Consider the following 13,582-nt stretch of genomic DNA (forward strand, 5'->3'; position numbering starts at 1 on the left):
AAAATCATGAAGGTACACAAGTACGACACCGTCATCGTCGGCGCCGGTGGCGCCGGCATGCGCGCGGCCATCGAGTCGACGAAGCGCAGCCGCACCGCCGTCCTGACGAAGCTCTACCCCACCCGCTCCCACACGGGCGCCGCGCAGGGCGGCATGGCCGCCGCGCTGGCCAACGTGGAGGAGGACAACTGGGAGTGGCACACCTTCGACACGGTCAAGGGCGGTGACTACCTGGTCGACCAGGACGCCGCCGAGATCCTGGCGAAGGAGGCCATCGACTCGGTCCTCGACCTGGAGAAGATGGGCCTGCCGTTCAACCGGACGCCCGACGGGACGATCGACCAGCGCCGCTTCGGCGGGCACAGCCGGAACCACGGCGAGGCTCCCGTCCGCCGCTCCTGCTACGCGGCCGACCGCACCGGCCACATGATCCTCCAGACGCTGTACCAGAACTGCGTGAAGGAGGGCGTGGAGTTCTTCAACGAGTTCTACGTCCTGGACCAGCTGATCACCGAGGTCGACGGCGTCAAGAAGTCGTCCGGTGTGGTCGCGTACGAGCTGGCGACCGGCGAGATCCACGTCTTCCAGGCGAAGTCCGTGATCTACGCCTCCGGCGGCACCGGCAAGTTCTTCAAGGTGACCTCCAACGCGCACACGCTCACCGGTGACGGCCAGGCGGCCGTGTACCGGCGCGGACTGCCGCTGGAGGACATGGAGTTCTTCCAGTTCCACCCGACCGGCATCTGGCGCATGGGCATCCTGCTGACGGAGGGCGCCCGCGGTGAGGGCGGCATCCTCCGCAACAAGGACGGCGAGCGCTTCATGGAGAAGTACGCGCCGGTCATGAAGGACCTCGCCTCCCGTGACGTCGTCTCCCGCTCCATCTACACGGAGATCCGCGAGGGCCGCGGCTGCGGTCCCGAGGGCGACCACGTCTACCTGGACCTCACGCACCTCCCGCCGGAGCAGCTGGACGCCAAGCTCCCGGACATTACGGAGTTCGCGCGGACCTACCTCGGCATCGAGCCCTACACGGACCCGATCCCGATCCAGCCCACCGCGCACTACGCCATGGGCGGCATCCCGACCAACGTCGAGGGTGAGGTCCTGGCGGACAACACCACCGTCGTCCCGGGCCTGTACGCGGCCGGCGAGGTGGCCTGCGTGTCGGTGCACGGCGCCAACCGCCTGGGCACCAACTCGCTGCTCGACATCAACGTCTTCGGCCGCCGGGCCGGCATCGCCGCCGCCGAGTACGCCCAGAAGGCGGACTTCGTCGAGCTGCCCGCCGACCCGGAGTCCCTGGTCGTCGAGCAGATCGAGCGGCTGCGCTCCTCCACCGGCACCGAGCGGGTGGCGACGCTCCGCCGCGAGCTGCAGGAGTGCATGGACGCCAACGTCATGGTGTTCCGCACCGAGCAGACGATCAAGACGGCCGTCGAGAAGATCGCCGAGCTGCGCGCCCGCTACAAGAACGTGTCGATCCAGGACAAGGGCCGGCGGTTCAACACCGACCTGCTGGAGGCCGTCGAGCTGGGGAACCTGCTCGACCTGGCCGAGGTGATGGCGGTCTCCGCCCTCGCCCGCAAGGAGTCCCGCGGCGGTCACTACCGCGAGGACTTCCCCAACCGCGACGACGTCAACTTCATGCGCCACACCATGGCGTACCGCGAGGTGGGCGACGACGGCGCCGAGTCCATCCGGCTCGACTACAAGCCGGTCGTCCAGACCCGCTACCAGCCGATGGAGCGTAAGTACTGATGGCTACCCCTGTCATGGAGAAGAGCGACTCGGCCCCCGAGCCCGGCTTCGCCGACTCCCCCTACATCACGGTCACCTTCCGCGTCCGCCGGTTCAACCCGGAGGTCGCGGCCGAGGCCGCCTGGGAAGACTTCCAGCTGGAGATCGACCCCAAGGAGCGTGTCCTCGACGCGCTGCACAAGATCAAGTGGGACCTCGACGGAAGCCTGACCTTCCGCCGCTCCTGCGCGCACGGCATCTGCGGGTCGGACGCCATGCGGATCAACGGCAAGAACCGGCTGGCCTGCAAGACGCTGATCAAGGACCTCAGCCCCGAGAAGCCGATCACGGTCGAGCCCATCAAGGGCCTGACGGTCCTCAAGGACCTGGTCGTCGACATGGAGCCGTTCTTCCAGGCGTACCGGGACGTGATGCCCTTCCTGATCACGAAGGACACCAACGAGCCGACGCGTGAGCGCCTCCAGACCGCCGAGGACCGCGAGCGCTTCGACGACACCACGAAGTGCATCCTGTGCGCCGCCTGCACGTCCTCGTGCCCGGTGTTCTGGAACGACGGGCAGTACTTCGGCCCCGCCGCGATCGTGAACGCCCACCGCTTCATCTTCGACTCGCGCGACGAGGCCGGCGAGCAGCGACTGGAGATCCTCAACGACCGCGACGGCGTCTGGCGCTGCCGCACGACCTTCAACTGCACGGACGCCTGCCCGCGCGGCATCGAGGTCACGAAGGCGATCGCGGAGGTGAAGCGGGCGCTGATCACGCGCCGCTTCTGACCCGCGGGACGACCGCCACGGCCGAGGGCCCCGATCCGCGTGATCGGGGCCCTCGGCCGTACAACGGGCGGGTCAGCCGCGCAGCGGGCGGCCTTCCTTGTCCGTGCGGTCGTTGCTGACCAGGAAGATGATGCCGTCGATCAGCGCCCAGAAGCCGAGGCCGCCGCAGGTGAGCAGCTGGGCCACACCGACACCGACGGAACCGACGTAGAAGCGGCCGATGCCCAGGGTGCCCAGGAAGAGCTGGAGGATACCGGCGACGATCTTCGACTTGTCGGAGTACGGGCGGCCCTGCGGGTCGACGCCGTAGGGAGCGGTGGGGTTCGGGGGAACGGTCATGGTGTGGTGCTCCTGGGGAGATGCGGGACGGACCGGGGCGGGATGGCCCCGGCGGCCCAGGAGGGGACACCGCTGATCGCACGCTTGACGCACGGCGGCTCACGTCAGTGACGTGGCCGTCCCCCCGCTGTGCGTCACGAAGCGTAGGAGACGTGTGGGTCACTTGGGAAATATTATGATCCAACGTTCCCATTTCGTGATCATTGATCACACGACGTTGCGAACGACCGTCCAGGCCACCGCCGTCAGCAGGATCAGCGCCTGACCCCACGGGGCGATCCGGGGCCGGTAGGAGCGGCCGCGCAGGCCCTCCACCGTCCAACGGGCCCACAGCGCCAGCGCGAACGGCGCGGCGAGCAGCAGGGCGCGGTTGTCCAGCCAGGCCGCGGCGAAGTGACCGTGCATCAGGTCGTAGACCATGCGCGTGGCGCCGCAGGCCGGGCAGAGCAGCCCGGTGACGAAGCGGAACGGGCACTGGGGCAGTGGGTGGCCGCCCTCGTGCGGATCGGTGCCCCACAGGTACCCGGCACCCGCGGCGCCCGCGACGAGCACCCCGAGGGGTGCGGCCGCGGGATGCCACTGACGCCGTCGCCGGCCGGGTGGTGCGCAGGGCGCGGTGTCAGCCACGCAGGACGCGGCCCTGGTCGTCCGTGCGGTCGTTGCTGACCAGGTACATGATGCCGTCGATCAGCGCCCAGAAGCCGAGGCCGCCGCAGGTGAACAGCTGGGCCAGGCCTATGCCGACGGAGCCGACGTAGAAGCGGCCTATGCCGAAGCTGCCGAGGAAGAGCTGGAGCACACCGGCGACGATCTTCGACTTCTCGGAGTACGGGCGGCCGTAGGGGTCGTAGCCGTAGGGGGCGCTCGGGTCGGTGGCGTAGTAGCCCGGCGCCGGCGGGGGGTAACCGGGGGTCTGGTAGCCGGGAGCGCCCTGCGGGTAGCCGGGGGTCTGGTAGCCGCCGGGCGGGGGCTGCTGGCCACCCTGGGGATAGCCGTAGGGGCCGGGCTGCCCGGCGGGGCCGGAGCCCTGGTTCGGGTAGCCGTAGCCGGGCGGCTGGGAAGGCTGGGGCGGCTGCTCGCTCACAGTGGGGTCACTCCTGGTCGACTTCGGAAACTGCCGGTCATATTGCAGGACCGGAGCGGCACAAGAGAAGTCGGGGCCGGGAACGGCCGTCCGCCCGGGCGAGTGACGGCGCCGCTGCGTCGCCGCCCGGTCCGTCCGTACGGCGCCCGCGCACACCTAATCTGACGTCATGTCAGATCATGAGTCGTACGAACTGCTCGGGTTCGACAACGTGCTGCTGCCCGTCGGAAACCTCGGCGAGGCCGTCGACTTCTACGAGCGGGCCGGGTTCACGGTCGCCTACCGGCTCGACGAGGCCGGGATCGCGCTGCTGAAGGTGGGGGGCGAGACGCCCGGGCTGCTGCTGCGGGTGGAGGAGGAGTTCTGGCGGCAGCCGCCGATGTGGCCCTCCGCGCGGGTGTGGCTGGAGACGACGGACGCCCGCACCGCGGCCACGGCGCTGCGGGAGGCGGGGGTGCCGCCGCTCGACGAACCGTTCCCCGTGGCCACCGGCTGGACCGTCGAGTTCGCCGACCCGTGGGGCAACGTCATCGGCCTGACGGACTACTCCAAGCGTCCGGAACTGGGCCGTCGCCCCTGAGCGACTTCCGGCTTGAACGTGTTCAAAAACAGGTCTACAGTCAGTCCTGTCAGCGTTTTGAACGCGTTCAAGAAGGGGTGGGGCATGGACCGCACCGTCATCGCCTACGTCATCTACCTGGCCGTCAGCATCGGTCTGACCGTCTGGGTGGCCCGCACGCTCAGCCGCAACGGACGGGTCTTCCTGGCCGACGTCCTGCACGGCAACGAGAAGCTGGCCGACGCCGTCAACCACCTCCTGGTGGTCGGCTTCTACCTGGTCAACCTCGGCTTCGTCGCGCTCTACCTGAGCGACGACGCGACCATCACCGACACCCGCGGCATCTTCGAGGCGCTCTCGACCAAGCTCGGCGTGGTGCTGCTGGTGCTCGGCGTCATGCACCTGGGCAACGTCTACGTGCTCAACAGGATCCGGCGGCGCGGCATGATGGAGCGGGAGCAGGTGCCCCCGGTCCCGCCGCAGGGCTGGGTGGCCCCGACGGCCGGAGCCTGAGCAGATGGCTCCCGCCACCGGGACGGCCGGCGCCCCCGTGCGCCGGCTCACCGTCCTCTACGACGCCGAGTGCTCCCTGTGCACCCACGTACGGGACTGGCTGCTGCGTCAGCCCCGCCTGGTGGAGCTGGACCTGGTCCCGGCCGGGTCCGAAGAGGCACGCGGGCTCCTGCCCGGCCTCGACCACGCGGCCAGCCTCGACGAGGTCACCGCCGTGGGCGACGCCGGTCAGGTCTACCGGGGCGCCGCCGCCTGGATCGTCGTCCTGTGGGCCCTGCGCGAGCACCGCGCCCTGGCCCACCGGCTCAGCACGCCCGCGGGCGCCCGGCTGGCCCGCGGGGCGGTGCTGGCCGCCGCGAAGTGGCGGGGCGGTCAGCGGCGGTGGGGCGGCAACGGATACCGCCGCGCGGACGGCTGGGTGTACGAGCCGGGGCTCGGCTGGATGTACGCCGGACCCGGGTGTGCCGACGGCACCTGCGCCACTGGATAGGCTCTGTACCCGTGCCTGCGACCAACGACGGCCCCGACGACGGCGCCCCCCTCAGCAAGTCCGAGCAGACCCGCGCGCTGATCCTGGAGACGGCCATGCGGCTGTTCCAGGAACGCGGCTACGACCGGACCACGATGCGGGCCATCGCCCAGGAGGCCGGCGTCTCCGTCGGCAACGCGTACTACTACTTCGCCGGCAAGGAACACCTGATCCAGGGCTTCTACGACCGGATCGCCGCCGAGCACCAGGCGGCGGTCCGCGAGGTCCTGGCCAAGGAGACCGACCTGGAGGCGCGGCTGGCGGGCGTGCTGAAGGTCTGGCTGGACATCGCCACGCCGTACCACGAGTTCGCGGTGCAGTTCTTCAAGAACGCCGCCGACCCGGACAGCCCGCTCAGCCCCTTCTCCCCCGAGTCGGAGCACGCGCGCAAGGAGGCCATCAGCATCCACCGCGCGGTGCTGGCGGGCGCGAAGACCAAGGTGCCCGAAGACCTGCGGGAGATCCTGCCGGAGCTGATGTGGCTCTCCCAGATGGGCCTCGTCCTGTACTGGATCTTCGACCGGACGGAGGGCCGCGAGCGCAGCTACCGGCTCGCCGAACGCGGCGCCCGGCTCACCGCGCGGGGCGTCGTGCTGGCCCGCTTCCGGGTCCTGCGCCCCTTGGTGCGCGAGGTGCACGAGCTGTTCACGGACTTCCTGCCGGGCATGACGCGGGCACTGCCGGACCCCGGCCGGAAGGTCGACCGTAAGGCCGACCGGAAGGCCGATGGGCAGACCGGGAATCAGGCCTGACGGGACGCCAGCTCGATCACCGTGATGTCCGACTCCGCACCCACGCGCGTGGGCGGGCCCCAGGCGCCCGCGCCGCGGCTGACGTACAGCTGGGTGTCGCCGTAGCGCTCCAGACCCGCCAGGGTGGGGTTGGCGGCCCCCGCGATGAGGTTGCCGGGCCAGAGCTGGCCGCCGTGCGTGTGACCGGAGAGCTGGAGGTCGACGCCGTGGTCGACGGCGTCGTGGATCTGCACCGGCTGGTGGGCGAGGAGCACGCACGCACGCGCCCGGTCCCGGTCGCCGAGGGCCTTGGCGTAGTCGGGACCCTGGCCCTCCTCCTCGCCCGCCACGTCGTTGACGCCGGCCAGGTCGAAGTGGCGCAGCTCGGTGCGGGCGTTCTCCAGCGGGAGCAGTCCGAGCCGCCGCACCTCCTCGACCCACTGCTCGGCGCCGGAGAAGTACTCGTGGTTGCCGGTGACGAAGTACGCGCCGTCCCGCGCCCTCAGCCCGGCCAGCGGGGCCGCCGCCGGGCCGAGGTCCTTCACGCTGCCGTCGACCAGGTCGCCGACGACGGCGATGAGGTCGGGCTGCGTGGAGTTGATCGTGTCGACGACCTTCTGCGCGAAGCCCCGGCCGAGGACCGGGCCGAGGTGGATGTCGCTGACCACGGCGATGCGGTAGCCGTGCGCCGCGCGCGGGAGCTTGGCCAGCGGCACGGTGACCCGCTTGACCGAGGGACCGTTCAGCACGCCGTACGTGCCGTAGCCGACCGTTCCGACGGCCGCCGCGGCGGCGGCACCGGCGACGACGCGGGAGACGAAGAGGCGGCGGGAGGGAAGGGCGAGCGGGCTGTCGGGCGCCTTGGGCGGCTGCGGCCCCCCGGACGCCCGGGGCGGCTCGGTCGCCCGGCCCGGCTCGGCGGGCTCCGGCTGCTCGGGCGGGGCCGTGGCGGCCGGTATCCGCTCCTGGTCCGTGGCCTCGGGCCGCAGCGGGTCCGCACCGGCCTTCCGCACCGCCCCGCGCCGCTCCAGGAAGCGCCGCAGCAGCGGGCGGACGACCTCGCCCGCCAGCAGCGCGAGGAGCAGGTAGATGGAGAGCGCCATCCACAGGAAGCCCGGCCAGGCCAGCACCTGCTGGAGCCAGAAGGGGGCGCCCGCGCGCTCGGCGACCAGGGCGCCGACGGCCAGCACCCAGCCCCCGGCGATCACCGCCCCGCCGATCCGGCGCACCGGGCCCGGGCCCGGGGTGGTGTCACGGAACAGGCGCCGCCACACGTACCAGTTGGACGTCACGAGGACGCTCACCACTGCCAGCGCGACCAGCGCGAAGACGACCACCATGCCGCCGTATCCCCTCGGTTGTGACGTCCGCGACGTCTATGAGCTTCGGCGCAGTACGCGCACCGAACGCAACCCGATGCCTCCGACGACCGTCCCCAATACGAAGGAGACGACGGCGAGCAGCAGGTGCACCCAGAAGTACGCCGTGGGATCGCCGTCCTCGAAGGCGAGTCCGCTGCTGTCCTTGATCAGGTTTTTGACGAAAGTGATCCAGATGATCCAGCTCCACACCCCGAAAGCGAGCAGGAACCAGGAGACGGGGCGGCTGAGCTTCATGGCTTCAGTATCGCCGCACGCTGTCCTGAACCGTGCGCGGGGTGGGGAGGGGGGTGGGAAGGGTCCGCTCCCGGAAGGTACGTTCTCGCTCGTGCCCGCACCCAAGAAGGCCCTCAGGCGAAGCCTGTCGGTCACCTCCGCCGCCCTGACCGCGCTCGCCGTGCTCTCCCCCGCCGCCTTCGCGGCCCCCGACCCCTCGGACAGTCCGACGCCCACTCCCCCCGCGTCGATGTCGACCATGGGCGGCGCGCGGCTGGGGAAGCCGGGCACGCAGGTGGACCTGGCGGGCGGTGCGCCGGTGCTGCCGAAGGACATCACCGCCCATTCGTGGATCGTGGCCGACGCCGAGTCCGGCGACGTGCTCGCCGCGCACAACGCGCACTGGCGGCTGGCCCCGGCGAGCACCCTGAAGATGCTGTTCGCCGACACGCTGCTGCCGAAGTGGCCGAAGACCACCGAGCACAAGGTGGAGGTCTCCGACCTCGCGGGCATCGGCCCCGGCTCCAGCCTGGTCGGCGTCAAGGAGGAGGAGACCTACACCGTCCACGACCTGTGGCTCGGGGTCTTCCTGCGCTCCGGCAACGACGCCGTGCACGTGCTGTCCGCGATGAACGGCGGCGTCGACAAGACCGTCGCGGACATGAACGAGCACGCCGAGGAGCTCCAGGCCCTCGACACCAACGTGGTCAGCCCCGACGGCTACGACGCGCCGCACCAGGTCTCCTCCGCCTACGACCTGACGCTGTTCGCGCGCTCGGGGCTCCAGAAGAAGGACTTCCGGGAGTACGCCTCGACGGTCCGCGCGAAGTTCCCCGGCCAGACGGAGAAGGACAAGAAGGGCAAGACGACCCGCAAGCCCTTCGAGATCCAGAACACCAACCGGCTGCTGGCCGGCGACTCGGACATGGAGGTCTACCCGGGCATCGCGGGCGTGAAGAACGGCAACACCACCAACGCGGGCGCCACCTTCACCGGCGTCGCCGAACGGAACGGCAAGGTGCTGCTCGTCACGGTGATGAACCCGGCCAAGGACGAGCACAACGAGGTCTACAAGGAGACGGCCCGCCTCTTCGACTGGGGCTTCGCGGCAGCCGGCAAGGCACGGCCGGTGGGCGAGCTGGTCCGGCCGAAGAGCGCCGCGCAGGCGAGCCCCGGCCCGGACGCCTCCGGGGAGGCCGGCGGCACCGGGAAGGGCGCGGCGGGCACCGGGCCGGTGGCGGGCGCGACGGCCTCGGACGGCTCCGGCGGGGTCGGGATCGCGGCCGGCATCGCGGCCGGGGTGCTGGTGCTGCTGGCCGGGGGCGCGTTCCTGGTCAACCGGAAGTGGCCGCTGCCGGACCTGGTCCGCCGCCGGACCCGCCCGTGACGTCGGGGGCGTCGGCGCCGTCGCCGTCGTCCCCGCTCCCGGCCTCCTGCTCCTTGCTCCCGGTCGCCGTCCAGGAGGCCGCGAACAGCAGCAGCTTCGAGGTGAAGTTGATCCACAGCAGCAGGGCCACGGGGACGCCGAAGGCGCCGTACATGCTCTTCGCCGCGACGCCCTGGATGTAGCCGCTGATCAGCAGCTTCAGCAGTTCGAAGCCGATCGCGCCGATCAGCGCCGCGACGACCAGACGGCGGCGCTCGGGGTGGACGCCGGGGAGCAGGGTCAGCACGTACAGCAGCAGGAGGAAGTCGGCGAGGACGGCCACCACGAAGGCGGCGATGTACAGCAGGACGCCGCCGACGCCGCCCTCGGCCAGGCCGATCGAGCGGATGATCCAGCCCACCAGCGCCGAGGCGACGGTGGAGATGCCGACGGTGATCAGCAGCGCGCCGCCGAGACCGACGAGGACGCCGGCGTCCTTGGCCCGGTGCAGGACCGGGTTCTCCTCCTCGTCGGGCAGCTCCCAGACGGCGCGCAGACAGCCCCGGGTGGCCTCGACCCAGCCCATGCCGGTGAAGAGCAGCAGCAGGCCGGAGATGAGGCCGACGGTGCCGGCGTTGTCCACCAGGCCCTGGATGTTCAGCTGGTCGGCGATGCCGGGGATCTGCTCGGCGATCTTGTCCTGGAGCTGGTCCTGCTGCTTCTTGCTGAGCGTGGCGGCGGCCACGGCGGCGGCCAGGCTCAGCAGCGGGAAGAGCGCGACGAAGCTGGTGAAGGTCATGGCGGCGGCCAGCCGTGACCACTTCACGCGGTCGAGCCGTTCGTACGAGCGCCACGCGTGCGTGGTCATCAGGCGTGCGATCCACGGTCCCACGACGGGGAGCTTCTTCAGCCAGTCCATGATCCGACCCTGCCCCCGCTCGTCCCGCTCCATGATCTCGTCGGGCCACCGGATCCGTCCGCGGCCCGGAAGACCAGTGTTCTTGTGCCCCAGAAGCGCAGGATCGTGCCCAGGACCATGCCGATTCCTGCGCCGGAGACGGTGTCGGCACGCTGCGAGGTGAGGCCGAGGCCGTAGTGGCTGACGGTCAGGCAGAGCAGTTGCACGCCGGCACCGGCGAGGTTCACCGCGACGAACACGGCGCAGGGGCGCAGTCCCCGGGGGCGGGTGTGCCGGTAGGTGCCCAGCGCGTTGCCCGCGTACGCCACCGCGCAGCCGGCCACGAAGGACAGCGTCTTGGCGCCGAGCGGACCGAGGCCCGCGGGACCGCGCAGACAGGTGAAGAGGCCGAGGTCGACGGCGTAGGCGAGCAGGCCCACGGAGGCGAAGGCGGCCAGCTCGCGCCGGCCGGCTACCAATTGGCCACCGCCAGGCCGTACATCGCCACCCAGACCACGCCGATCAGCGCGAGCGCCCGGTCGCGCAGGACGACGTCCTCGGGTTCGCCCGCGGTGCCGCGGTCGGCGAAGACGGCGTAGCGCAGGACGGCGAGGACGAAGGCGACCATGGACAGCTGGCGCCAGGGCAGCACGCTGGTGTGCGGGACGCCGCCCTCCTCCATGGCCCACAGGCAGTAGCCGAGGACGGCGACACCGGCCGCGAGCTGCCAGACGAAGCGGAGGTAGCCGGTGGTGTACTCGGTGAGCAGCGCGCGGGTGGCGCCCGCCCGCCCGGCCATCTGGACGGCCTCGGAGTACCGCTTGGCGGCGACCATGAACAGCGCGCCGAAGCCGGTCGTGATGAGGAACCAGCGCGACAGGGGGATGCCGAGCGCGAGTCCGCCGATCATGGCCCGCATCAGGAAGCCGGTGGTGACGACGGCAAGGTCGACGACGAGGACGTGCTTGAGGGCGACGCAGTACGCCAGCTGCATCGCGAGGTAGGCGGTCAGCAGGGCAGCGACGGACGGCGGGCACAGCCAGGCCGCGACGAGGGGCGCGAGGACGCCCAGGAGGCCGCCTACGGCGTAGGCGAGCGGCACCGGGACCTGTCCGGCCGCGACCGGGCGGTGCCGCTTGACCGGGTGGGCGCGGTCGGCCTCGGCGTCGCGGGCGTCGTTGACGAGGTAGACGGCACTGGCGCAGGCGGTGAACAGCACGAAGACCAGGGCGAGCCGGCTCAGCGCGGGCACCGAGAACAGCTCGCCCGCGGCGGCCGGGGCGGCGACGACCAGGACGTTCTTGACCCACTGGCGGGGGCGTGCGGTCCGGAGCAGGCCGCTCAGCACGCCCTTCGCGCGGGGCGTCGCGGGCTCCCCGGGCCGCTGCGGGGCGCGTTGTCTCAGGACGGCCGTGTCAGTCACGGGTGCCTCCTCGCATCCAGCGGGCGCCGAGCCGGGCGGTGAGCGCGCCCAGGGCCGCGCCGGCCGCGACGTCCGAGGGGTAGTGGACGCCGACGACCAGCCGGGAGGCGCACACCGCGGCGGCCAGCGGCCGGACCGCGGGCACGCCGAGCGCGCCGAAGGCGACGGCGGCGGCCGCGGCCGAGGTGGCGTGGGAGCTGGGGAACGAGTGCCGCCCGGCGGTGCGCACCAGGGGCACGACGTGTGCGGGGCGCGGACGGCGTACGACCCGCTTCAGGGCCATGCTGGCGACGTGGGCGCCCGCGGTGAGCGCGGTGCCGCGCAGCCAGGCCCCCCGTCGCGCGCGGTCCACGGCGGCACCGGCGAGACCCGCGGCGAGCCACAGGGCCGCGTGCTCCCCGGCCCAGGACAGGGCGCGCGCGGCGCCGGCCACGCGCGGGTCCGTGCCGCAGGCTCTGAGCGCCGTGACGATCCGGTGGTCCATGTCGTCGAGGTCGTCCATGCCGACTCACTGTTCCCGCCCGCCGGACCGGAAGGACGGCACGATCGAGCGACATACCATTAATCACCCGTTTCGGGTATGTGCGTGATGTTTTGGAACTAATCGTTCTCATAGGGGCGATACGGTCACCGGCATGTCTGCCGACACCGACTGGGGTCCCGTCACCGGCTGGGGCCGCACCGCGCCCACCGCGGCCCGTCTGATCCGCCCGCGGACGTACCAGGAGGCCGCCCTGGCCGTCCGCGACTGCGGGGCCCGCGGCGGCATCGCGCGGGGGCTGGGACGGGCGTACGGGGACGCCGCGCAGAACGCGGGGGGCGCCGTGCTGGACATGACGGCCCTGAACCAGGTGCACGCCGTCGATGTCGCGGGCGGCACCGTGCTCTGCGACGCGGGCGTCTCCCTGCACCACCTGATGGAGGTGCTGCTGCCGCTCGGCTGGTTCGTGCCGGTGACGCCCGGCACCCGCTACGTCACGGTCGGCGGGGCGATCGGCGCGGACATCCACGGCAAGAACCACCACGTGTCGGGGTCCTTCGCGCGGCACGTGCTCTCTCTGGAGCTGCTCACGGCCGACGGCGGGGTCCGCACCGTCGCGCCGGGCACGCCCCTGTTCGACGCGACCGCCGGCGGCATGGGCCTGACCGGGGTGATCCTCACCGCGACGCTGCGGCTCCACCCGGTCGAGACCGCGCTGATGTCCGTCGACACCGAGCGCGCCGACGACCTGGACGACCTGATGGCCCGTCTGACGGCCACCGACCACCGCTACCGCTACTCGGTCGCCTGGATCGACCTCCTCGCGCGCGGCCGGGCGACCGGCCGCGCGGTGCTCACCCGCGGCGACCACGCCCCGCTGGACGCGCTGCCCGCCCGCTCCCGCGCACGGCGGGCGCCGCTGGCCTTCCGCACCTCACGCCTCCCGGCCGCCCCCGACCTCGTCCCGGACGGGCTCCTCGGCCGGACCACGGTGGGCCTGTTCAACGAACTCTGGTACCGCAAGTCCCCCCGGTTCAGCCGGGGCCGCCTCCAGCGGATCTCCACGTTCTTCCACCCCCTGGACGGCGTCCCGCACTGGAACCGGATCTACGGCCGCGGCGGCTTCGTGCAGTACCAGTTCGCCGTCGGCGAGGGCCGGGAGGACGCCCTGCGCCGGATCGTGCGGCGCATCTCGGACCGGCGCTGCCCATCCTTCCTCGCCGTCCTCAAGCGGTTCGGCGAGGCCGACCCGGGCTGGCTCTCCTTTCCCGTGCCCGGCTGGACCCTGGCCCTGGACATCCCGGCGGGCCTGCCCGGCCTCGGCGCCTTCCTGGACGAGCTGGACGAGGAGGTCGCGCAGGCCGGCGGCCGGGTCTACCTCGCCAAGGACTCGCGGCTGCGGCCCGAACTGCTCGCCGCGATGTACCCGCGCCTCGACGACTTCCGCGCGCTGCGCGCGGAGCTGGACCCGCGCGGGGTGTTCGTGTCCGACCTGGCCCGCCGCCTCACCCTCTGACCCTTCTGGAGCTG

17 protein-coding genes are annotated in these 13,582 nt (G+C 71.8%); 8 read left to right on the forward strand and 9 right to left on the reverse strand.

Annotated features, from left to right (window positions below; genetic code table 11):
* Positions 1–6 precede the first annotated feature (6 nt).
* Entirely contained in the window at positions 7–1,761 is a 1,755-nt protein-coding gene (sdhA, locus tag ACZ67M_RS14225; protein WP_307014727.1) for a succinate dehydrogenase flavoprotein subunit, read from the forward strand.
* Positions 1,761–2,534, forward strand: coding sequence for a succinate dehydrogenase iron-sulfur subunit (locus ACZ67M_RS14230; protein ID WP_122615871.1), 774 nt, complete (start codon positions 1,761–1,763; stop codon positions 2,532–2,534). Before sdhA ends, ACZ67M_RS14230 begins: the two co-directional genes overlap by 1 nt.
* Before the next feature lie 72 nt (positions 2,535–2,606).
* On the opposite strand, the gene ACZ67M_RS14235 is transcribed toward ACZ67M_RS14230, so the two are convergent.
* The 3 genes from ACZ67M_RS14235 to ACZ67M_RS14245 all read right to left on the reverse strand — a co-directional run bounded on the left by ACZ67M_RS14235 (position 2,607) and on the right by ACZ67M_RS14245 (position 3,957).
* Entirely contained in the window at positions 2,607–2,873 is a 267-nt protein-coding gene (locus ACZ67M_RS14235; RefSeq protein WP_122615870.1) for a TM2 domain-containing protein, read from the reverse strand.
* Positions 2,874–3,080: 207 nt separating this feature from the next.
* Complete coding sequence (locus ACZ67M_RS14240) at positions 3,081–3,500, reverse strand: DUF2752 domain-containing protein (protein ID WP_122615869.1); 420 nt, start codon at positions 3,498–3,500, stop codon at positions 3,081–3,083.
* Positions 3,493–3,957 (reverse strand): NINE protein, encoded by a 465-nt coding sequence (locus tag ACZ67M_RS14245; protein ID WP_161329040.1) that lies wholly within the window; start codon positions 3,955–3,957, stop codon positions 3,493–3,495. The genes ACZ67M_RS14240 and ACZ67M_RS14245 overlap by 8 nt, the downstream gene beginning before the upstream one ends.
* 169 nt (positions 3,958–4,126) lie before the next feature.
* Here ACZ67M_RS14245 and ACZ67M_RS14250 point away from each other — a divergent pair, with 169 nt between their 5' ends.
* The 4 genes from ACZ67M_RS14250 (at position 4,127) to ACZ67M_RS14265 (ending at position 6,310) form a co-directional block, all read left to right on the forward strand.
* Complete coding sequence (locus ACZ67M_RS14250; protein ID WP_125495347.1) at positions 4,127–4,537, forward strand: VOC family protein; 411 nt, start codon at positions 4,127–4,129, stop codon at positions 4,535–4,537.
* Between the two features lie 84 nt (positions 4,538–4,621).
* Positions 4,622–5,029 carry a hypothetical protein gene (locus ACZ67M_RS14255; RefSeq protein WP_360883265.1) on the forward strand — a complete coding sequence of 136 codons (408 nt, stop codon included), beginning with the start codon at positions 4,622–4,624 and terminating at the stop codon, positions 5,027–5,029.
* 4 nt (positions 5,030–5,033) lie between these two features.
* On the forward strand, positions 5,034–5,519 hold the full coding sequence (locus tag ACZ67M_RS14260) for a thiol-disulfide oxidoreductase DCC family protein (protein WP_392234544.1): 486 nt from the start codon (positions 5,034–5,036) through the stop codon (positions 5,517–5,519).
* Positions 5,520–5,530: 11 nt separating this feature from the next.
* Complete coding sequence (locus ACZ67M_RS14265; RefSeq protein WP_469851030.1) at positions 5,531–6,310, forward strand: TetR/AcrR family transcriptional regulator; 780 nt, start codon at positions 5,531–5,533, stop codon at positions 6,308–6,310.
* Here ACZ67M_RS14265 and ACZ67M_RS14270 read toward each other — a convergent pair.
* Positions 6,301–7,629: a metallophosphoesterase gene (locus ACZ67M_RS14270; RefSeq protein ID WP_469851032.1), complete on the reverse strand. Its 1,329-nt coding sequence runs from the start codon at positions 7,627–7,629 to the stop codon at positions 6,301–6,303. The two genes, ACZ67M_RS14265 and ACZ67M_RS14270, sit on opposite strands and share 10 nt — an antisense overlap.
* A gap of 36 nt (positions 7,630–7,665) precedes the next feature.
* Positions 7,666–7,905 carry an SCO4848 family membrane protein gene (locus ACZ67M_RS14275; protein ID WP_122615862.1) on the reverse strand — a complete coding sequence of 80 codons (240 nt, stop codon included), beginning with the start codon at positions 7,903–7,905 and terminating at the stop codon, positions 7,666–7,668.
* Positions 7,906–7,996: 91 nt separating this feature from the next.
* On the opposite strand from ACZ67M_RS14275, the gene ACZ67M_RS14280 reads away from it, so the two are divergent.
* Positions 7,997–9,271 carry a D-alanyl-D-alanine carboxypeptidase family protein gene (locus tag ACZ67M_RS14280; protein ID WP_469851034.1) on the forward strand — a complete coding sequence of 425 codons (1,275 nt, stop codon included), beginning with the start codon at positions 7,997–7,999 and terminating at the stop codon, positions 9,269–9,271.
* Here ACZ67M_RS14280 and ACZ67M_RS14285 read toward each other — a convergent pair.
* The 4 genes from ACZ67M_RS14285 to ACZ67M_RS14300 are packed head-to-tail and all read right to left on the reverse strand — an operon-like array spanning position 9,219 to position 12,073.
* Complete coding sequence (locus ACZ67M_RS14285) at positions 9,219–10,169, reverse strand: YihY/virulence factor BrkB family protein (protein WP_469851035.1); 951 nt, start codon at positions 10,167–10,169, stop codon at positions 9,219–9,221. The genes ACZ67M_RS14280 and ACZ67M_RS14285 overlap by 53 nt on opposite strands.
* Positions 10,157–10,627: a GtrA family protein gene (locus ACZ67M_RS14290; protein ID WP_385794686.1), complete on the reverse strand. Its 471-nt coding sequence runs from the start codon at positions 10,625–10,627 to the stop codon at positions 10,157–10,159. The genes ACZ67M_RS14285 and ACZ67M_RS14290 overlap by 13 nt, the downstream gene beginning before the upstream one ends.
* Positions 10,621–11,571 (reverse strand): decaprenyl-phosphate phosphoribosyltransferase, encoded by a 951-nt coding sequence (locus ACZ67M_RS14295; RefSeq protein ID WP_361352634.1) that lies wholly within the window; start codon positions 11,569–11,571, stop codon positions 10,621–10,623. The genes ACZ67M_RS14290 and ACZ67M_RS14295 overlap by 7 nt, the downstream gene beginning before the upstream one ends.
* Positions 11,564–12,073: a phosphatase PAP2 family protein gene (locus ACZ67M_RS14300; protein ID WP_385794681.1), complete on the reverse strand. Its 510-nt coding sequence runs from the start codon at positions 12,071–12,073 to the stop codon at positions 11,564–11,566. The genes ACZ67M_RS14295 and ACZ67M_RS14300 overlap by 8 nt, the downstream gene beginning before the upstream one ends.
* A 133-nt stretch (positions 12,074–12,206) precedes the next feature.
* Here ACZ67M_RS14300 and ACZ67M_RS14305 point away from each other — a divergent pair, with 133 nt between their 5' ends.
* A complete protein-coding gene (locus ACZ67M_RS14305; protein ID WP_385794679.1) occupies positions 12,207–13,568 on the forward strand; it encodes an FAD-binding oxidoreductase in 1,362 nt (453 codons plus the stop codon).
* Positions 13,569–13,582: the final 14 nt, after the last annotated feature.

This window comes from Streptomyces sp. NPDC107500, from assembly GCF_055582785.1.